This window comes from Streptomyces sp. NRRL B-1347, assembly GCF_000720325.1.
GTDB lineage: Bacteria > Actinomycetota > Actinomycetes > Streptomycetales > Streptomycetaceae > Streptomyces.
In genome coordinates, this window is the sequence record NZ_JOJM01000021.1 from 76,674 (window position 1) to 94,572 (window position 17,899).

Annotated in this window: 21 protein-coding genes and 1 pseudogene; 13 read left to right on the top strand and 9 right to left on the bottom strand. The window is 73.9% G+C overall.

Annotated elements, in window-relative coordinates; translation table 11 throughout:
* Window positions 1–6 precede the first annotated feature (6 nt).
* Entirely contained in the window at window positions 7–543 is a 537-nt protein-coding gene (locus IG74_RS0119540; protein WP_030678503.1) for a gamma carbonic anhydrase family protein, read from the bottom strand.
* Between the two features lie 136 nt (window positions 544–679).
* Between IG74_RS0119540 and IG74_RS0119545 the strand changes: the two genes are divergently transcribed.
* Complete coding sequence (locus tag IG74_RS0119545; RefSeq protein ID WP_030678506.1) at window positions 680–1,465, top strand: acyltransferase; 786 nt, start codon at window positions 680–682, stop codon at window positions 1,463–1,465.
* A gap of 16 nt (window positions 1,466–1,481) precedes the next feature.
* Here the strand turns inward: IG74_RS0119545 and IG74_RS0119550 are convergent, their stop codons facing one another.
* Window positions 1,482–2,348, bottom strand: coding sequence for a DMT family transporter (locus IG74_RS0119550; protein WP_030678509.1), 867 nt, complete (start codon window positions 2,346–2,348; stop codon window positions 1,482–1,484).
* Between the two features lie 111 nt (window positions 2,349–2,459).
* On the opposite strand from IG74_RS0119550, the gene IG74_RS0119555 reads away from it, so the two are divergent.
* Both IG74_RS0119555 and IG74_RS0119560 read left to right on the top strand, forming a co-directional pair.
* Window positions 2,460–3,044, top strand: coding sequence for a helix-turn-helix domain-containing protein (locus IG74_RS0119555; RefSeq protein ID WP_030678512.1), 585 nt, complete (start codon window positions 2,460–2,462; stop codon window positions 3,042–3,044).
* 64 nt (window positions 3,045–3,108) lie between these two features.
* Complete coding sequence (locus IG74_RS0119560; protein WP_030678515.1) at window positions 3,109–3,666, top strand: YbaK/EbsC family protein; 558 nt, start codon at window positions 3,109–3,111, stop codon at window positions 3,664–3,666.
* 3 nt (window positions 3,667–3,669) lie between these two features.
* Here IG74_RS0119560 and IG74_RS0119565 read toward each other — a convergent pair.
* The 3 genes and pseudogenes from IG74_RS0119565 to IG74_RS0119575 all read right to left on the bottom strand — a co-directional run.
* Window positions 3,670–3,949: pseudogene (locus IG74_RS0119565) on the bottom strand (acyl-CoA dehydrogenase family protein); the annotation flags it as partial.
* A gap of 187 nt (window positions 3,950–4,136) precedes the next feature.
* Window positions 4,137–5,357 carry a CaiB/BaiF CoA transferase family protein gene (locus tag IG74_RS0119570; RefSeq protein WP_030678521.1) on the bottom strand — a complete coding sequence of 407 codons (1,221 nt, stop codon included), beginning with the start codon at window positions 5,355–5,357 and terminating at the stop codon, window positions 4,137–4,139.
* Between the two features lie 158 nt (window positions 5,358–5,515).
* A complete protein-coding gene (locus IG74_RS0119575; RefSeq protein ID WP_199818859.1) occupies window positions 5,516–5,941 on the bottom strand; it encodes a VOC family protein in 426 nt (141 codons plus the stop codon).
* A 297-nt stretch (window positions 5,942–6,238) separates the two neighbouring features.
* Here IG74_RS0119575 and IG74_RS0119580 point away from each other — a divergent pair, with 297 nt between their 5' ends.
* From IG74_RS0119580 to IG74_RS0119605, 7 genes are all read left to right on the top strand, one after another.
* Window positions 6,239–7,066 (top strand): GNAT family N-acetyltransferase, encoded by an 828-nt coding sequence (locus tag IG74_RS0119580; RefSeq protein ID WP_030678527.1) that lies wholly within the window; start codon window positions 6,239–6,241, stop codon window positions 7,064–7,066.
* Window positions 7,063–7,872: a lysophospholipid acyltransferase family protein gene (locus IG74_RS0119585; RefSeq protein ID WP_234334376.1), complete on the top strand. Its 810-nt coding sequence runs from the start codon at window positions 7,063–7,065 to the stop codon at window positions 7,870–7,872. The genes IG74_RS0119580 and IG74_RS0119585 overlap by 4 nt, the downstream gene beginning before the upstream one ends.
* A 268-nt stretch (window positions 7,873–8,140) precedes the next feature.
* Window positions 8,141–8,770: a hypothetical protein gene (locus IG74_RS53445; protein WP_234334377.1), complete on the top strand. Its 630-nt coding sequence runs from the start codon at window positions 8,141–8,143 to the stop codon at window positions 8,768–8,770.
* A complete protein-coding gene (locus IG74_RS0119590; RefSeq protein WP_234334380.1) occupies window positions 8,701–9,453 on the top strand; it encodes a response regulator transcription factor in 753 nt (250 codons plus the stop codon). The genes IG74_RS53445 and IG74_RS0119590 overlap by 70 nt, the downstream gene beginning before the upstream one ends.
* On the top strand, window positions 9,450–10,565 hold the full coding sequence (locus tag IG74_RS0119595; protein WP_030678544.1) for a sensor histidine kinase: 1,116 nt from the start codon (window positions 9,450–9,452) through the stop codon (window positions 10,563–10,565). Before IG74_RS0119590 ends, IG74_RS0119595 begins: the two co-directional genes overlap by 4 nt.
* A 234-nt stretch (window positions 10,566–10,799) precedes the next feature.
* The gene (locus IG74_RS0119600; protein WP_158857694.1) at window positions 10,800–11,489 is read left to right on the top strand and encodes a hypothetical protein; all 690 of its coding nucleotides are present in this window, start codon (window positions 10,800–10,802) and stop codon (window positions 11,487–11,489) included.
* A gap of 134 nt (window positions 11,490–11,623) precedes the next feature.
* Complete coding sequence (locus IG74_RS0119605; RefSeq protein ID WP_030678550.1) at window positions 11,624–12,715, top strand: PucR family transcriptional regulator; 1,092 nt, start codon at window positions 11,624–11,626, stop codon at window positions 12,713–12,715.
* 7 nt (window positions 12,716–12,722) lie between these two features.
* On the opposite strand, the gene IG74_RS0119610 is transcribed toward IG74_RS0119605, so the two are convergent.
* Window positions 12,723–13,142, bottom strand: coding sequence for a CoA-binding protein (locus IG74_RS0119610; RefSeq protein ID WP_030678553.1), 420 nt, complete (start codon window positions 13,140–13,142; stop codon window positions 12,723–12,725).
* A 201-nt stretch (window positions 13,143–13,343) separates the two neighbouring features.
* A complete protein-coding gene (locus IG74_RS0119615) occupies window positions 13,344–13,919 on the bottom strand; it encodes a TerD family protein (RefSeq protein ID WP_030678556.1) in 576 nt (191 codons plus the stop codon).
* Between the two features lie 256 nt (window positions 13,920–14,175).
* On the opposite strand from IG74_RS0119615, the gene IG74_RS0119620 reads away from it, so the two are divergent.
* Both IG74_RS0119620 and IG74_RS0119625 read left to right on the top strand, forming a co-directional pair.
* On the top strand, window positions 14,176–14,583 hold the full coding sequence (locus tag IG74_RS0119620; protein ID WP_030678558.1) for a BlaI/MecI/CopY family transcriptional regulator: 408 nt from the start codon (window positions 14,176–14,178) through the stop codon (window positions 14,581–14,583).
* An 8-nt stretch (window positions 14,584–14,591) separates the two neighbouring features.
* Complete coding sequence (locus IG74_RS0119625; protein WP_030678561.1) at window positions 14,592–15,545, top strand: M48 family metalloprotease; 954 nt, start codon at window positions 14,592–14,594, stop codon at window positions 15,543–15,545.
* A gap of 46 nt (window positions 15,546–15,591) precedes the next feature.
* On the opposite strand, the gene IG74_RS0119630 is transcribed toward IG74_RS0119625, so the two are convergent.
* Window positions 15,592–16,047 carry a tellurite resistance TerB family protein gene (locus IG74_RS0119630; RefSeq protein ID WP_030678563.1) on the bottom strand — a complete coding sequence of 152 codons (456 nt, stop codon included), beginning with the start codon at window positions 16,045–16,047 and terminating at the stop codon, window positions 15,592–15,594.
* A 213-nt stretch (window positions 16,048–16,260) separates the two neighbouring features.
* Between IG74_RS0119630 and IG74_RS0119635 the strand changes: the two genes are divergently transcribed.
* Complete coding sequence (locus IG74_RS0119635) at window positions 16,261–16,989, top strand: hypothetical protein (RefSeq protein WP_030678568.1); 729 nt, start codon at window positions 16,261–16,263, stop codon at window positions 16,987–16,989.
* Window positions 16,990–17,088: 99 nt separating this feature from the next.
* On the opposite strand, the gene IG74_RS0119640 is transcribed toward IG74_RS0119635, so the two are convergent.
* Window positions 17,089–17,751, bottom strand: a complete 663-nt coding sequence (locus tag IG74_RS0119640) for a 4'-phosphopantetheinyl transferase superfamily protein (RefSeq protein WP_030678570.1) — start codon at window positions 17,749–17,751, stop codon at window positions 17,089–17,091.
* Window positions 17,752–17,899 lie beyond the last annotated feature (148 nt).

Genomic DNA, 17,899 nt, shown 5'->3' on the forward strand with positions numbered 1-17,899 from the left:
ACGTGCTCAGTCCTCCTGGGCGTGCGCGGCGCGGTGGGCCTTCGCGAGCTCCACGTACATCGCGCCGTTGAGCGAGATGCCCGCGCGCTCCTCCTCGGTGAGCTGCCGCTTCACCTTGGCGGGGACGCCCGCCACGAGCGAACCCGGCGGCACCTCCATGCCCTGCGGCACCAGGGCCTGCGCGGCGACCAGCGAACCGGCGCCGATCACGGCGCCGTTGAGGATCGTCGCGCCCATGCCGACGAGGCAGTCGTCCTCGACGGTGCAGCCGTGCACGACGGCGTTGTGGCCGACCGAGACCCGCTCGCCGATGGTGACCGGGAAACCGGGGTCCACGTGCAGGCTGCAGTTGTCCTGGATGTTGCTGTCGGCGCCGATCTCGATGGGCCCGCAGTCGGCGCGCAGGACCGCCCCGTACCAGGTGCTCGCGCCCGCGTGCAGCGTCACGTCACCGATCACCACGGACGTGGGCGCGGTGAACGCCTCCGGGTCGATCCGGGGGTCCTTGCCGCCGATGCCCATGACGAGTGCCTGGTGACTCATCGCTCTCTCCTTGGATCGTTGCGTCCGTCGCGCCTGAGCGAACCGTACGGGACCCCGGCCGCCGCCCGGCGGTGTGGGGCGAAGATCACAGGCGGTGGGAGTGCTCGCCCCGCGCGGGGCTGAGTAACGTGAGCGCGTGCCCCGGAACAAGAACGTGTTCTCATCCCTCGCCGCGTGGCGGCGCGGCGCCGCGCAGCGCGCCGTCCACGCGGGCTGGGCCTGGGTGCAGCGCACCGGCGCGGTGACCGCGCGGCGGCCGGGGCGCCTGGAGTTCGGCGCGATCGGCGAGGGCACGAAGCTCGCCTTCCCGCAGGGCACGGTCTTCGGCGCCCCCTGGATCCGGCTCGGCGCGCACTGCATCGTGGGCGAACAGGTCACGCTGACCGCCGGGTTGATGCCCGACCTCGACCTCGGCCCCGACCCGATCCTGCGCGTCGGCGACGGCGTGGTCCTCGGCCGCGGCAGCCATGTGATCGCCGATACGTCGGTGACGATCGGCGACGACTGCTACTTCGGGCCGTACGTGTACGTGACCTCGACGAACCACAGCTACGACGATCCGCACACGCCGATCGGCAAGCAGTGGCCGCGCATGGAGCCGGTGACGATCGGCTCCGGCTGCTGGATCGGCACGGGCGCGGTGATCCTGCCGGGCGCCAGGATCGGCCGCAACGTGGTGGTCGCGGCGGGCGCCGTGGTGCGCGGCGAGGTGCCCGACCACGCCGTCGTGGCGGGCGCGCCCGCGCGGGTCGTACGGACGTGGTGCGCGGAGCGGGGGTGGCAGCCGCCGCTGCGGACGCCCGCCCCGGTGCCGATCCCCGAGGGCATCACGCCGGAGCAGCTGCTCGCGCTCGGGGAGCTGGAGGGACTCGACGGCCTCGGCGAGCTGACCGACGTGCCGGACGCCGAGGGCCGCCCTTAGCCGCCCCGGCGTCGCCTCAGCCCGTGGCGAGCAGCACCGTCCCCACCAGGGCGAGGCCCGCGCCCGCCGCCTGCACTCCGCGCAGCCGCTCCTTGAGGACGCCGCGCGCGGCGAGCGCGGTGACCACGGGGTAGAGGGAGGCGAGCACGGCGGCGACGGTGACGGGGCCGCTGCGGGCCGCCATCGCGTACGTGCCGTTGGCGGCGACGTCCGCCAGGCCCACGAAGGCGAGCGCGGGGAGCGCGGCCCAGATGACGTGCATGCCGGCGCCCTCGGGGAGGGCCGCGCCGCCGCGCTTCACGGAGACGTACAGGGCGGTCCCGCCCGCGAGGACGTTGGTGACGCGCTGGACGAACAGGGCGAGGAACAGGCCCGTGACGGTGGTCGACGCCTCCGCGATCAGGGCCATGACGGCGCCGAAGCCGAAGGCCGCGAGCAGCGTGAGCAGGACCGCCTGGCGCTGCACGGGGGCGCCGCGCAGCTCGGGTCCGCCCGCGAGGACGATGCCGACGACGGCCACGGCGATGCCCGCGAACTGCGCGAGGCCCGGCCGCTCGCCGAGGAACAGGCCGACGCCCACCGGCACCACGACGCCGAGGGAGCCGAGCGGCGAGACGACGCCCATCGGGCCGAGCGCGAGCGCCTTGTAGAAGGCGAGCATCGCGACCGGTCCCACCAGGCCCGCGCCGACGGCGAACCACAGCTGCGGCCCCCACTCGGTCCACCCGCCGGTCGCGACCACCACGACGCCGAGGACGGCCACCGCGATGCACTGGGACGCCACGACCACCGTCAGGGCGGGGATGCGCCGGGTCAGCAGCCCGCCGCCGAAGTCGGCGAGACCCCACATCAGACTGGTGGCCAGGGCGAACGGAGCTGTCAGTCCTGACACGGGAACCTCGCAGTACAGTGTGGTGAACCATCGGGAGCCTTCGGGTGCACCACACCGTAGTTCAGTACAGTGAACCCTGTCATCCAAAATATTGGACGGAATGTGTCGGATCTCGACCAGCTCACGCAGTCGCTCGCGCGGAACCTGAAGCGCTGGCGCGGCGAGAGGGGCTTCACGCTCGATGCCCTCGCGGCCCGCTCCGGGGTCAGCCGCGGCATGATCATCCAGATCGAGCAGGCCCGCACCAACCCCAGCGTCGGCATCACCGTGAAGCTCGCCGACGCCCTCGGCATCAGCATCACCACGCTGCTCGACTACGAGCAGGGCCCGCACGTGCGCGTCGTGCCGCCCGAGCAGATGGTGCGGATGTGGTCCACTGACGAGGGCTCCAGCACCACGCTGCTCGTCGGCGCCGAGGCGCGCGGCCCCTTCGAACTCTGGTCGTGGCACCTGATGCCCGGCGACGGCAGCGACTCCGACGCGCACCCGCCCGGCACCATCGAGCTGCTGCACGTACGGGCCGGTGAGCTGACGCTCGTCGTGGACGGCGCGGAGCACCTCGTGCCCGCCGGCTCTTCGGCGACCTTCGAAGCCAACGTCCCGCACGGCTACCACAACAAGGGCGCGGAGCCGGTGGAGATGACCATGTCGGTGGCGGTGCCGCCCGCACACGCCGGGTCGTACTGAGGTCCTCGCCGGGTCGGGGCACCGGGCCCGGACGGGCGCGGAACCGCCCTGTTACGGTGCGGACATGCGCGCTCCTCTCGGAAACTTCGACGTCGTCCGCCCCGCCCCACAAGCCCTCGACCTGCTCGTCGCCCCCGTGGCCGACGCCGTGCGCGCCTGGAGCGGGCCCGTGCCCGCCGACGAGCTGATCCACGTCGACACCGAGCCGCAGTGGGCGGACACCGCCGCGTTCGTGGAGCACTACGGCCCCGAACTGCTCCAGGAGTCCGCGAACTGCGTCGTCGTCGCCGGGAAGCGTGGCGGCGAGAGCACGCTCGCCGCCTGCGTGGTCCTCTCCGGCACCCGCGTCGACGTGAACGGTGCCGTGCGCCGCCAACTGGGCGCCCGCAAGGCGTCGTTCGCGCCGATGGACACCGCCGTGGGCGAGACCGGCATGGAGTACGGCGGCATCACGCCGATCGGCCTGCCCGCGGCCTGGGCGCTGCTCGTGGACACGGCCGTGGTCGCCCTGCCGCACGTCCTGATCGGCAGCGGCAGCCGCCGCGGCAAGCTGATCGTGCCCGGCAAGGCCCTCGCGGACCTGCCGAACGCCGTGCTCATCGAAGGCCTCGGCGTGGCCTGAGCGTCACTCCAGGCCGCCCCGCGCGACGAGCTGACACACGATCACGTTCCGCTGGACCTCGTTGGTGCCCTCGCCCACGATCATCAACGGCGCGTCGCGGAAGTGGCGTTCGACGGCGAACTCCGTCGGGTAGCCGTGCCCGCCGTGCACGCGCACGGCGTCGAGCGCGATCCGCATGGCCGTCTCCGACGCGCCCGGCTCGGCCATGCCCGCTTCCCTTTCGGCGCGCCGCCGTCAGGGAAGTCGCCATGTCCGCCGGGTAGTTGCCGACGGACTGGTGCCGCCCCCGTGTGGCCGCCCATCGCGCCCGCGAGGCTCATCCAGCCGCGCGCCGAGCGCTTCGCTCGCATGGCAGTGACAGGCCGTCGGTCGTCTGCGGGACCACTCGGCTGGTCGCGCTTCAGGGCGCTGCCGAGCCGCATCGTCGCGACGATCAGGGCGCTCGGCGGGCGGCAGACCGTCGAGCGCGCTCATGCGCCCGCCGCCTCGGGGCGGGGCGTGCCGACCACGCCCCGCGCCCGCAGCCGGGCGACGTCGTCGGGGCCGCGTCCGAGCTCGGCCAGGATGTTCTCCGTGTGCTCGCCCGCCGCGGGCACCGGTCCCATGCGGGGGCTCACCCCCGAGAGCCCGGCGGGCGGCACGAGGGCCCGCATCGGCGGCGCGCCGTCCGGAAGGCCGACCTCCCGCCAGCGCCCGCGCTCGGTCAGCACGGGGTGCTCCAGGAAGTCGGCGACCGAGTTGACGCCCGCGTGGGCGATGTTGGCGGCGTCGAGCAGGGCCACCGCCTCCTCGCCGTCGAGCGCGGCGAACCGCGCCGCGACGATCCCGTCGAGCGCCTCGCGGTGCGCGACGCGGGCCGGGCCGGTGGCGAAGCGCGGATCGCCGGCGAGCTCCGGGCGGCCGAGGAACACCCGGCACAGCGCCACCCACTCCGGCTCGTTCTGCACCGAGAACAGGACGTCCTGGCCGTCGCGCGCGGTGAACACGCCGTACGGCGCGACCGTCGCGTGCCGGGCGCCGACGCGCGGCGGCTGGGTGCCGCCGTAGCGGGTGTAGTACGCGGGCTGGCTCATCCACTCGGCGAGCGCGTCGAAGAGCGACACCTCGACCGCCGGGGCGCGGCCGGTCGTCGCCCGCGTGTACAGCGCCGACAGGATGCCGCTGTACGCGTACATCCCGGCTGCGATGTCGGCCACCGAGATGCCGACGCGCACGGCCTCCTCCGGGGTGCCGGTGAGCGAGAGCAGCCCCGTCTGGCACTGCACGAGCAGGTCGTAGGCCTTGCGGTGGGCCCACGGCCCCGAGGTGCCGTAGCCGCTGATCGCGCAGGTGACGAGGGCGGAGTGGCGGGCCTGGAGCTCCTCGGCCGACAGGCCGAGCCGGGCGGCCGCGCCCGGCGCGAGGTTCTGTACGAACACGTCCGCTCCGGCGACGAGTTCGCCCAGCACCTCCCGCCCGGGCGCGGACTTCACGTCCAGCGTGATCGACTCCTTGGAGCGGTTCAGCCAGACGAAATAGCTGGCCTGGCCGTGCACGGTGGTGTCGTAGCGGCGCGCGAAGTCGCCGCCCGGCCGCTCCACCTTGATCACGCGCGCGCCGAGGTCGGCGAGCTGGCGGGTGGCGAAGGGCGCGGCCACGGCTTGCTCAAGGCTGAGCACGGTGATGCCGGTCAGGGGCAGGGGGTGCGGCATGGCGGGGCTCCATCCTCCCTCGGGCGTCCGTGACTCTTTGTACGGGACAACGACCCGACGCGGTACGGGGCGTCTGCCGGGCCTTGTACGGGGCGTCAGGCCCGGCCCCGTACGGGGCGCGCACCCGGCCTTGTCCGGGGGCGTGCGCCGGGCGCCCCTCAGTCCTGGTGGCCGCCCCGGTAGGCGTCGTGGAACTGCTCGAACGTCACCTCGTACCCGTCCGGGTCGAGCCCCACGAAGACCCGCGCCCAGTCCGTGTCCTCGGGCTGGGAGACGACGGGAAGGCCCTCCGTGCGCCACAGCTCGTACGCGGCGTCCAGGTCCCGTGTCGGCACGGCGAGCACGAAGCCGAGGCCGCGGGGGCCCGACCGCACCGCGGCGCCCCGCTCCTCGTCGTAGTAGTCGTGCCCGTCCATGGCGGTGAGGATCAGCCAGGTGTGGCCGAAGGTCAGATAGCGCAGGTCCGGCTGCGCCGAGGGGCCTTCGTTCGGCAGCTCGCGGAAGCCGAGGCGCAGATAGAGGTCGCCGGACCGCTTCAGGTCCCGGACCCGCAGGCCGATCTTGAGCTGCTTGCTGCCCATCATTGACGTGACTCCTCCTGTGGCGCGGCCGCCGCCGTTCACCTGATGCTCACGAGGGTCGGCCCGATCCGCCGCGCGGACCTCGTACGCAGTTCAGCCGGGGCGGTCACCGTGCTGAGTGGGTGCCCTGCCCGTTCCCTCCGTCGCAGTTCAACGAAGCGTTCCCACCGGACCGTTCCCCTTGAGGCCCGTCGTTTTCAGGCCCGTCGCCTTCAGGCCTGCCGTCCTGAGGCCGCTGTCCTGAGACCCGTCGTCCCCGTCCGTACCCGTCCGTCCCCGTCGAACGGAGAACGTACTGTCATGCCCGCGACACCCGCGACCCCCGTGACGCCGCTGCCGTCCACGCCCGCTCAGGCTCCCGGCCCGGCCCCCGCCCCGGCTTCCGGCAGCCGTCCCGCCTACGTCCCCTCCATCGCCCACTCCGAGGAGCAGATCCGCGCCGCCCAGCGCCTGCGCTTCCAGGTGTTCGGCGAGGAGATGGGTGCCACCCTCGACACGTCCCTGCCCGGGCACGACGTCGACGCCTTCGACGCGCTCGCGGACCATCTGATCGTCACCGAGACCGCGAGCGGCGCCGTCGTCGGCACCTACCGGCTCATCCCGCCCGGCCGCGGCGAACTCTCCTACTCGGCCGGTGAGTTCGACTTGAGCGCCCTGGGCCCGCTGCGGCCCGCGACGATCGAGGCCGGGCGGTCCTGCGTCCACCCCGACCACCGCTCCGGCGCCGTCATCAACCTGATGTGGTCGGCGCTCGCCCGCTACGTCCTGCTCTCCGGCCACCGCTACCTCGCGGGCTGCGCCTCCGTGCCGCTGGCCGACGGCGGCGCCGCGGCCGCGAGCGCCTGGCTGCTCGGCACCGCCAAGCACGCATCGCCGCCCGAGCTGCGCGTCCACCCGCACCGCCCGTGGACGCCGCCCGACGAGCGCGCCGGACACCGGCCGACGTACGCCGACCTGCCGCCGCTGCTGCGCGGCTATCTGCGCCTGGGGGCCTGGATGTGCGGGGCGCCCGCGCACGACCCGGACTTCGACTCCGCCGACTTCTTCGTGCTGCTCGACACCGAGCGGCTCAACGAGCGGCACCGGCGCTTCTTCCTCGGCGACGAGGGACCCCGGGGGTCCGGGTGAACCCCTGGTCCGTGGACGCGGGCTGTCCGCGGACCTGCGCCCGGCCGGCCGCGTCCCGCACGGGCGCCGCCGAGGCCGCGCGGCGGTACGCGGCGCTCGCGCACGAGGTCGGGCGGAGCCTGGCCCTGGGGGAGCGGCTCGGCGACGGCGACGCCGCGCGGGTCGGGGCGCGGCGGGTCCTTGGGGCGCTCGGCGTGCGGCTCGACGCGGGGCCCGTGCCGCTGACCGTGCCCGGCGGGGGCGCGGGCACCCTCGTCGTCGCCAACCACATCTCCTGGCTGGACGTGGTGGCGCTGCTCGCCGTCGAGCCCGTCGCGTTCGTCGCCAAGCGGGAGGTGGGCCGGTGGCCCGTCGTCGGGACGCTCGCGCGGCGGCTCGGCACGCAGTTCATCGACCGGGAGGGCGGCCGCCGCGAGCTCCCGCTGATGGTGGGGGAGCTCGCGAAGACGCTGGCCCAGGGGCGGTCCGTGCTCGTCTTCCCGCAGGCCACGACCTGGTGCTCGGTCTCCGGCGGCCGGTTCAGGCGGGCGGCGTTCCAGGCCGCCCTGGACGCGGGGGCGGCGGTGCGCCCGGTGACCGTGGCGTACGAGGCGGCGGGCGCGGGCAGCACGGCGGCGGCGTTCCTGGGCGACGAGGGGTTCGGGACGTCCTTGCGGAGGGTGGTGGGGGCGCGCGGCCTGAGCGTGCGGGTGCTGGCGCACGCGCCGCTGTACGGCAGTGACCGCAAGGGCCTGGCGGAGGAGGCCTGGGCCGCGGTCACGGGCCGCCGCCCACTGCCGGGACCTCCGCGCGGCTCCGCGCACTAGGCGCCACCCCCCTTTTCCGGAGGCGTCCCGCGTCCCACCACTGTCAGGCGCAACGGCTCAGGAAACGGGGCAACTGCATCCCCAATTGTTCGCGTCCCGATCATTCGTGGCAGCCAGGCGAGACTCGTCTGCAATGGCGAAATCCTTCTCTGGCGGCCCATGCAAGTTGACGGCAGAATCACCATTCCAGTGACGTTCGATTCACTGTCCAAGCTCACGTCGGAAAACAGCGCAACGAGCGTGTCGAAAAACGACGAGAGGACGGTCGATGGACGCGTTAACCCCTGCGGAAGGCACCTTTGCCGAGGCCCTGGCCGCGCGGCCGCAAAGTGCCCTCATGTCAGGTCAGTTCCGGATCAAGCTCTTCTACCCCGACAAGGAGTTCAGGGGCTATCTGAACAGGAACGGCGACAACTGGGCCATCATCAGCCAGGATCCGCTCACCCTGGAATTCTATGAGTGGAACGGCGTGACGTACTACAAGATTCCGGGCGAGAGCCGGTATCTGTCGGTGAGCAACAACGCGTACGGCGGCTTCTACGGCTGGTCCGGCGCGTCGAGCTTCCGGCTCAACGACGACAGGGAACTCGTCTCGAACTACAACGAGAAGCTGGCTTCGTACCGCAACGGCGAGCCGTGGGATTCTTCTGGGACGAGTACAAGATCTTCAAGGTGGAGTTCGAGAAAGTCTGACCCACCCGGAGGGGGCCTGCCGAGCGGGCCCCTTTTCGTCGGTGGTGCGAGGCTGGTGGCATGCGGAATCCAGCACCGGGCACCGGCACCGGCAGGCGCGTCCTCGTCGTGGACGACGACCTCACCGTCGCCGAAGTGGTCACCAGCTATTTGGAGCGCGCCGGGTACGCCGTCGACCGTGCGGTCGACGGGCCCGGCGCGCTGACGAGCGCCGCGGCGCACGAGCCCGACCTCGTCGTCCTCGACCTGATGCTGCCCGGCATGGACGGCCTGGAGGTCTGCCGCCGCCTTCGGGCCCGCGGCCCCGTACCGGTGATCATGCTGACCGCGCGGGGCGACGAGGACGACCGCATCCTGGGCCTGGAGATAGGGGCGGATGACTACGTGACCAAGCCGTTCAGCCCGCGCGAGCTCGTGCTGCGGGTCGAGTCGGTGCTCCGCCGCAGCCGCCCCGCCGACCCTGCGTTGCGCCCCGGGGCCTGTCTGAGCGCCGGGGCCCTCGCCCTCGACCCGACGGCCCGCCGCGCCACCAAGAACGGCGCCGAGCTCGCCCTGACCGTCCGTGAGTTCGACCTGCTCGCCCACTTCCTGCGGTACCCGGGCCGCGCGTTCGGACGTGAGGAGCTGATGCGCGAGGTGTGGGGCTGGGACTTCGGCGACCTGTCCACGATCACGGTCCACATCCGCAGACTGCGCGGCAAAGTGGAGGACGACCCCGGGGCGCCACGGCTGATCCGGACGGTGTGGGGGGTCGGGTACCGGCTGGAAACCGGAGAGCCGGGTGAGCCGGGAGAGCCGGGTGGGCTGCGGGATCGGGGTGAGCCGGGAGCGGCGGCCCCGGCGGCGGGCGGCGACCCCGCCGACGGCGAAGGCGGCCCGCGCCCGTGACCGACATCCTGCTCATCGCCCTGTACGCCTTCCTCGGCGCGGCGGCCGCCGGACTGCTCGGCGCCTGCGCGCTGCGGCTGCTGCGCCACCGTTCGCTCGTCGTGTCCCTGTCCGTCGTCGTCGCGGTGGCCGTCACGGCCATGCTCGCCGGGACGCTCGCCGTCGCCTGGCAGATGTTCCTGTCCCGGCACGACCTGACCGTCGTCACCGTCGTCGTCGCCATGGCCGCCGTCGTGTCGTTCGCCGCCGCGCTCCTGCTCGGCCGGTGGGTCGTCGCCCGCAGCGAGGCCCTGGCGCGGGCGGCCCGCTCGTTCGGCACCGGCGGCAGCTTCGCCGCTCCCGTCGAGCCCACCACGGCCGAACTCTCCGCACTCACCCAGGAGTTGGAGCACACCAGCGCGCGCCTCGCCGAGTCCCGCGAGCGGGAACGGGCCCTGGAGGGCTCGCGCCGCGAACTCGTCGCCTGGATGTCGCACGACCTGCGCACCCCGCTCGCGGGCCTGCGCGCCATGGCCGAGGCCCTGGAGGACGGCGTGGCCGCCGAGCCGGACCGCTATCTGCGCCGGATCCGCACCGAGGTCGAGCGCCTCGACGGCATGGTGGGCGACCTGTTCGAACTCTCCCGCATCCACGCCGGGACCCTCGCCCTCACGCGCGCGCGGATCTCCGTCCACGACCTGGTGGGCGACGCCCTGGCCGGAGCCGATCCGCTCGCGCGCGAGCACGGCGTACGGCTCGTAGGGCGGCGCGTCGACGCCGTACCGGTGGAGGTCGACGGCAAGGAGATGAGCCGGGTGCTCGGCAATCTGCTGGTCAACGCGATCCGCAGGACCCCCGCGGACGGCACGGTCGCCGTCGCGGCGGAGCGCTCGGACGACGGGGTCGTCCTGTCGGTGACGGACGAATGCGGCGGCATCCCGGCGGAGGACCTCGCGCGGGTCTTCGACACGGGCTGGCGGGGCACGCACGCGCGCACCCCGCCGGCGGGCGCCGGGCTCGGCCTCGCCATCGTGCGCGGCATCGTCGAGGCCCACCAGGGCCGCGCGGCCGTGCGCAACGTCCCCGGCGGCTGCCGTTTCGAGGTGGTCCTGCCCCCGGCCGGGGCGGCGTAGGACCGCGGCTCCCCGCGGCGCGACGTTGCCGTACCCCGGCCGTCAAGGGGGCGCCGTCCGGCATCAAGAAAGCATAAAGATTGCCGGAAAATGGCAGTGCGCCGAGGCGTCCGGACAGGTCAGGATGGAAAGGCAGGAACGGGGGGCGAGGCCCGGGTGCCGGATCACGGAAACGAGGTCCGGCACCCGAGTGGGGACGACCCCCGGATGACCACCGGTCAAGGGGGCGGGGGCATGGGGGAGTTGTTCGGCGCGGTGGTGGGGTTTCCAGGGGTGGTGTTCACCTCGGCCCTGGCCGTCGTCGTGTGTTTCTGGCTGTTGGTGGCGGTGGGTGTCACCCGCACCGACTGCTTCGACGAGGACGCGGACCTGGACGCCGTGGGACTCGGGGGAGTGCCGGTGTCCGTGGCGGCCTCGCTGTTCACCCTCGTCGGGTGGGCGGCCGGTGTCGCGGGCTCCGCTGCGACGGCCCGGGCGGGCCTGACGGGCATGGCGCACGCGGCGGTCGACCTGGGCCTGCTGCTCGCGTCCGCGTGCCTCGGCTGGGGCGTGACCGGGGTGCTGGTGCTCGCGCGGGCGCGGCTCTCCTCCGGCACGTCCGACTCCTCGACCCTGGACCTCCTCGGCTCGGTCTGCACGGTCCGCACGGCCGGGGTGAGCGCGGATTCCGGCCAGGCCGAAGTCGCCACGCGCGAGGGCGCCGTCGTGGTCGTGGAGGTCCGGCAGGACCCCTCCGCGCGGACCGCGGCCCTCACCCGCGGCAGCGCCGCGGTGCTGTACGCGTACGACGCGTCCGGCGCACACTTCTGGGCGGCCCCGGCGGCGGTCCGGCTGACCCCGGGGCAGCACCCGCCGCGTGCGCACGAGCACCCGCGGGAGCGCTCGTCCGCAGGCCACGACTGGCCCTGCGCCGACTGCGCCTGAGCCCTGTCATGCAGAGGTTTCCCCTGGTCAGTGAGGTGGGAGTGGAGCGCCCCGACGTCCCACCCCCATGCCTGCCGCCGAGCTCCCATGCGTTAGAAAGACGGAGAGGTCTGAGCAGAAAATCGGGGGCGAACGTGGCGAGTCGGGACATACCGGATGAGTTCTTGGACGGCTATACGCGGATACTCGCCGACGCCTCCGCGACCGGGCGCGGACTGACCCGCGAGGAGCTGGACTCGCGCCGCGCGCTCGGCGAGCGCGCGGCCGACGCGGGGTACGGACTGCGCGCCCTCGTGGGCGCGCACCTGGCGCGGGCCCGGACGTTCGCCGCCGCGCCCCGCGCGCACGGGGCGCCGGGGGCCGCCGCGCCGCCCGTGTCCGCCGAGGCCGTACTCGCCGCCGTCGAGCAGGCCGTCGACGCCTTCGCCGAGGGCTATGAACGCGCGCAGCGCCTGGCGATCCGTCAGGAGGAGGCCGCACGGCGCGAGTTCATCGACGACCTGCTGCACGGGCGGAGCGACTTCGGCCTCCTCGGCGAGCGCGCGGAGCGGTTCGGCCTCCGCCTGTCCGTCGCGCACGCGGTCGCCGTCGCCCAGGGCGCGTGCGTCTACGAGGACGGCGACGACGCCCCGCGCGAGGTGGAGCGGGCGCTGACCGGCCGCTTCGGCGACCGCAGCCCGCTGATCGCCACCAAGGACGGCCGGCTGGTCTGTGTGACCACGGCCGACCGGGGGGACGTCCTCGACTTCTTCGCCAAGCAGGCGCACGCCGCGACGGACGGCGGCCGCGTGGCCATCGGCCGCCCGCAGCCGGGCGCGGGCGGCGTCGTCCAGTCGTACGAGGAAGCCCTGAGCACCCTGGACCTGGCCGCGCGCCTGGATCTGCGCGAACCGGTCCTGCGCGCCGCCGACCTGCTCGTCTACCCCGTCCTGACCCGCGACCGGCAGGCCATGGCCGACCTGGTCCTGAACACCCTCGGACCGCTGCGCGACGCCAGGGGCGGCGCCGAGCCGCTCATCGAGACCCTCGCCGTCTACTTCGACGCGGGCTGCGTGGCCGCGCAGGCCGCCCGCCGGCTCAGCCTGAGCGTGCGCGCCCTGACGTACCGGCTGGAGCGCATCCACCGCCTCACGGGCACCAACCCCGCCGATCCGATGCACCGCTACACCCTCCAGACGGCCGTCATCGGCGCCCGCCTCCTGAACTGGCCCGCCCGGCAGTTCTGACCCGGTGCTAGCGCGGCGCCGGGCCGAGCCGCGGGATCTCGATGGCGGGGCACCGGTCCATCACCATGTCGAGCCCCGCCGCCCGCGTCCGTTCGTACGCCGCCTCGTCGACGACGCCGAGCTGGAACCAGACGGCCTTGGCGCCGATGCCCACCGCCTCGTCGGCGACGGCTCCGGCGAGGTCGCTGTTCACGAACACGTCCACCACGTCGACCTCGAAGGGAATCGCGTCGAGCGAGGGGTATCCCTGCTCGCCGTGGACCGTCTCCGCCTTCGGATGCACGGGCACGACCCGCTTCCCGTACCGCTGCAGCACCTCGGCGACGCCGTACGCCGCCCGCCCCTGATTCGACGAGAGCCCCACGACCGCCCAGGTGTCCCCGAGCTCGGTGAGGATCTTGCGGACCGTTCCTGAGTCGCCGTACACGTTCGGCCTCCTGGTGGCTGGTGCGGGGTACTGCGCGACACAACAGCGGACACGGCACGCTGATTCCCCGCGCCCGGCCGTCAGCCGTCTCGCTCCATCCTCAACACTGCGTGTCAGAGAACGCCGCATGCCGGGGAGCGCGGATGCGTTCCCCGGCATGCGGCGTCGGTGCGGGGCGGGCCCCGGTGTGCGGGCCGGTCCTCAGACGTTGACGCCGAAGTCCGATGCGATGCCGCGCAGGCCGGAGGCGTAGCCCTGGCCAACGGCGCGGAACTTCCACTCCGCGCCGTGGCGGTAGAGCTCGCCGAAGACCATGGCGGTCTCGGTGGAGGCGTCCTCGGAGAGGTCGTAGCGGGCGATCTCCCGGTTGTCGGCCTGGTTCACGACGCGGATGAAGGCGTTGCGGACCTGGCCGAAGCTCTGGCCGCGGTTCTCGGCGTCGTGGATGGAGACCGGGAAGACGATCTTGGTGATGTCGGCGGGCACGGCGGCCAGGTTGACCTTGACGGCCTCGTCGTCGCCCTCGCCCTCGCCGGTGAGGTTGTCACCGGTGTGCTCGACCGAGCCGTCCGGGCTGGTGAGGTTGTTGTAGAAGACGAAGTGCTGGTCGGAGACGACCTTGCCCGAGCCGTCGCAGAGCAGCGCGCTGGCGTCGAGGTCGTAGTCCGTGCCGGTCGTGGTCCGCACGTCCCAGCCGAGGCCGACCAGAACGGCGGTGAGGCCGGGCGCCTCCTTGCTCAGCGAGACGTTGCCGCCCTTGGCGAGGGAAACTCCCACGGTGTCCTCCTGTGGTCCTCTGCGGAGATGGTCCTGTTGGAAAACCGGCCCCGTCCGTGACCGGACCGGGACTTAGAATCTACATGACTGTAGAAGTTGCCGTGACGGCCGTGGCGGAGCCCGTCGGGCCGCCTTCCCCGTGTGGCCGTTACGATGTGACGCTCCCCAGTGACGTGCCTGACATGCGTGCGGTACGCGGAGCGCTGACGGCGGGCTGAGCGCGCGGCGTACGGACGACGGCAGGCGAGGACACGGCATGGAGCGGCAGGAACGCGACGGGCGGGAGCCCCGGCCGCGCAGACGGGGCCAGGGCGAGCTGGAGGCCCAGGTGCTCGCGGCGCTGCACGAGGCGCCGGGCCCGGTCGGTGCGGCCTGGGTGCAGGAGCGCGTCGGTGGCGACCTGGCGTACACGACCGTGATGACGATTCTCACCCGGCTCCTAGCCAAGGGCGTGGTGAGCCGCGAGCGCGCGGGCCGCTCCTTCCACTGGCGGTCCACCGCCGACGAGGCGGGCCTGGCCGCGCTGCGCATGCGCAAGGTGCTCGACAGCGAGCGCGACCGCGGGGCCGTGCTCGCCAGCTTCGTGACCACCCTGTCCGCCGACGACGAACGGCTGCTGCGCGATCTGCTCGGTGACGCGGGCGGCGGGGCGGCGGAGGGCTGACCGGACGCATGGGCCTCTTCGTCTTCCTGCCGCTCGTCCTGCCGCTCACCGCGTGGCCGGTCGCCCGGCTCGCCGCGCAGCACCTGCACCCGCGCACCGCGACCCGGCTGCTCGCGGGCGTCGCCGCCGTGATGGCCCTGTGCAGCACCCTGTGCCTGGCCCTGCTCATGGTCGTCGGCACCGCCCAGCTGCCCGGCAATCCGCTGCCCGACGCCTGGTCCGACCCCGCGGTCCGCGCCGCCCTGCCGTACGACGAGATCGCGGGCAGGGCGGCGATCCCGGCGCTGCTCGGCGTGTGCGCGGCCGTGGGCCGCACCGTGTGGCGGCACCTCGCGGTGCGCCGCCGCGCGGCGCGGGCCGTCGTGGGCCTGCCCGGCACGTCGGTGGCGGTCCTCGACGACGGGGCCGAGGCGGCGGCCTACGCGTACGCGCTGCCCGGACCGCCCGGCCGCTCCCGAGCGGGGCGCGTCGTCGTCACGCGCGCGCTCCTCGACCGGCTCGGTCCTGCCGAGCGGCGGGCCCTGTTCGCGCACGAGCGGGCCCATCTGGCCGCGCGCCACCACCGGTTCCTGCTGGTGACGCAGATCGCCGCGCGGGCGAACCCGTTCCTGGTGCCGCTGCGCACAGCCACCGCGTACACGGTCGAGCGGTGGGCCGACGAGGAGGCGGCCCGGGTGGTGCGGGACCGGCGCGTGGTCGCGCGGGCCATCGGCAAGGCCGCCCTGGTGGCGGCGCGCGCCCCCGCACCGACCCTCGCCGGGCTCGCCGCGGCGGGCCCGGTGCCGCGCCGGGTGGCCGCGCTGCTCGCACCCGCCCCGGCCGCGCGCACCCGCCCCTCGCTGTTCACGGCGGTGGGCCTCGCCCTGTGGTGCGCGGCGGGCGGCACCGCCGTGTCCGCGATGTCGTCGGCGAACGCGGCGGTCACGATGGTGCTCGTGCTGCGGGCGGCGACGCCCCTGTGAGGTGCGCCGCCGCCCGCGGTGGTGCTGGAGCCCTCCGGGGCGTCCGTCAGAGGTCGAACTCGTGCGGCGGCAGGTCGAGGGCGTAGCACGCCTCCCGCACGACGGCCTGCTCATCCTTGTCGAAGTCGCCGTCGGCGCCGCCGATGACGATGCCGATCTGCACCACGGCGCGGGCCTCGGCGGGCTTCTTCTTGGCCTTGGCCACCTCCTGCAACACGCTGACCTTGCCGAAGTCGAAGTCGGTCGTGAGCTTGTTCACGTACTCGTCGAAGCGGCGGCGCAGGTCGTCCGCCGGGAAGTTCTGGAGCACGTCGTTCGACGCGATGAGCTGGGCCACGCGCTGGCGCTCGGCCTGGTCGACGGTGCCGTCGGCGGCCGCGACCAGGGCGCACATCGCCATGCTCGCGTCGCGGAAGGAGCCGCTCTTGAGGTCGTTCTTCTTCGCGAGCAGCTGGGCCTGCATCGTCGAGGCGGATTCCTTGAAGCGGTCCCACAGGGCCATGGAAAGTCTCCATCGGGTTGGTGCTCATGAGCGGGCGTCAGACGGCGCCGACGCGACGCATCAGTTTCTACAACGATGTAGAAACTAACACCTGGGCGGGAAAGTTCCGCAAGGACGGGGGAGAGGTACACGGAGGACGTACGCGAGGGACGCGCGGCGACGCGCCCGCGGCGTACCGGGACCGGGACGGACACGACGGAAGGGGTGTCTCCGATGACGCCGACGAGCCGAGGACGGCGGGAGCCGTCCGACGGGCGGCCGCACTTCACGGCGCAGGACCTGCTGGCCCGCGCGGCGGCGGAGCTCCTGCCCGCGCCCGGCGCCAACCCGTTCGTGCCGCTCGTCGCCGACGGCACGGCGGGGCGGGGCGCCGTGGCCGCGCTCGCCCTGGAGCAGTGCCGGGTCATCCCGGCCGACCGGCGTTCCTTCCTGCACCTGGCCGCCCGCTCGGCGCGGGCGGACCTGCCCGCGGGCGCCGCCTTCTTCGCCTCCCTCGCCGAGGGCGAGAAGCTCGCGGCCGACCGGCTCGGCGCGCTGCTCGCCGCCTGCCGGGTGAGCGCGGAGCAGGAGCGCGCATACGAGCCGAGGGCGGGCTGCCAGGCCTACCCCGCGTACGTGGCGTGGCTGGCCCTCAACGGCGAACCGGCCGACGTGGTGCTCGCCCTGACCGCCAACTTCGCGGCGTGGGGCGGCTACTGCGCGACGCTCGCGGGCGCGCTGCGCACGCGCTACGGCTTCCCTGACGAGGCCTGCGCGTTCTTCGACTTCTTCGCCGCGCCGGCCCCCGACCTCGACCGCGAGGCCCTGGCCGCGCTGGAGGAAGGGGTGTCCGGCGGCGGCGTCACGCCCCGGACGGCGCTGCGGCAGGGGCGGCTGCTCCAGGAGTACGAGGGGATGTTCTGGACGAGCCTCGCGGAGCGGGCGGACGCCGAACGGCCGTGACCCCCGGCGCCGGGCGCCACCGCCGCACGGGGCGCCCGGTCACGTCGGAGGGCCGCACGCGGCGCCCGGTCACGTCGGGCGACCGCACGGGACGCCCGGTCACGCGGGGCGCAGCACGATGGCCGTCGCGATGATCCCGTCACGCATGGTCCACACCCCGTCGAGCCCGGTCAGCTCCGAGCCCGCGACCAGCGGGCCCTCGATCAGGATCTTGGCGGAGAAGGTGCCGTCGGCGCGGATGTCCAAGTGCGCGTCCTCGAAGCCGAGCCAGCGCCGCGCCAGCGGGAACCACGTCTTGTAGACGGACTCCTTGGCGCTGAACAGCAGCCGGTCCCAGGGCACGGACGGCTGCTCGGCGGCGAGCGCGGCGAGCGCGGCGCGCTCCGACTCGTCGCTGACCAGGTCGAGCACGCCCGGGTCCGAGAGCCGCTCGGCGGGCTCCGCGTCGATGCCGAGCGAGGTCACGGCGGCGGCGTCGGCGACGACCGCCGCGCGGTAGCCCGCGCAGTGCGTCATGGTGCCGACCACGCCGTCCGGCCACACCGGCTCGCCCTTCTCGCCGCGCGGAATGGGCCCGGGCGGCACGCCGATGCGGGCGAGGGCGGTGCGGGCGCAGTGCCGCGCGGTGGTGAACTCCCGCCGCCGCTTGTCCACGGCCTTCGCCACGTGCGCGGCCTCTTCGGGGTACAGGACCGCGTCGGCCGGGTCCTCGCGCGTCTCGCAGACGGCGACGGGCTGCCCGGCCAGGAGCGTGCTCAATATGCGGGTCCCGCCCAGGGCGTCGGCCGCCGCGTTCGAAGGTGAGTTCACGGCGGATCACTCTACCGGTGGCCCCGCGCCCCCGACAGGGCCGCAGGGGTCGCCCGCGCCGTGCTGGTCACCGTATAGGTCACATATAGCGGCCGAACCG

What these genes read in the sequence shown, in the direction of transcription:
- IG74_RS0119540 (WP_030678503.1), bottom strand. Translation starts at nt 543, where the DNA reads ATGAGTCACCAGGCACTCGTCATGGGCATCGGCGGCAAGGACCCCCGG.
- IG74_RS0119560 (WP_030678515.1), top strand. Translation starts at nt 3,109, where the DNA reads ATGCGCGCTCCTCTCGGAAACTTCGACGTCGTCCGCCCCGCCCCACAA.
- IG74_RS0119570 (WP_030678521.1), bottom strand. Translation starts at nt 5,357, where the DNA reads ATGCCGCACCCCCTGCCCCTGACCGGCATCACCGTGCTCAGCCTTGAG.
- IG74_RS0119575 (WP_199818859.1), bottom strand. Translation starts at nt 5,941, where the DNA reads ATGATGGGCAGCAAGCAGCTCAAGATCGGCCTGCGGGTCCGGGACCTG.
- IG74_RS0119580 (WP_030678527.1), top strand. Translation starts at nt 6,239, where the DNA reads ATGCCCGCGACACCCGCGACCCCCGTGACGCCGCTGCCGTCCACGCCC.
- IG74_RS53445 (WP_234334377.1), top strand. Translation starts at nt 8,141, where the DNA reads ATGGACGCGTTAACCCCTGCGGAAGGCACCTTTGCCGAGGCCCTGGCC.
- IG74_RS0119600 (WP_158857694.1), top strand. Translation starts at nt 10,800, where the DNA reads ATGGGGGAGTTGTTCGGCGCGGTGGTGGGGTTTCCAGGGGTGGTGTTC.
- IG74_RS0119620 (WP_030678558.1), top strand. Translation starts at nt 14,176, where the DNA reads ATGGAGCGGCAGGAACGCGACGGGCGGGAGCCCCGGCCGCGCAGACGG.
- IG74_RS0119625 (WP_030678561.1), top strand. Translation starts at nt 14,592, where the DNA reads ATGGGCCTCTTCGTCTTCCTGCCGCTCGTCCTGCCGCTCACCGCGTGG.
- IG74_RS0119630 (WP_030678563.1), bottom strand. Translation starts at nt 16,047, where the DNA reads ATGGCCCTGTGGGACCGCTTCAAGGAATCCGCCTCGACGATGCAGGCC.
- IG74_RS0119635 (WP_030678568.1), top strand. Translation starts at nt 16,261, where the DNA reads ATGACGCCGACGAGCCGAGGACGGCGGGAGCCGTCCGACGGGCGGCCG.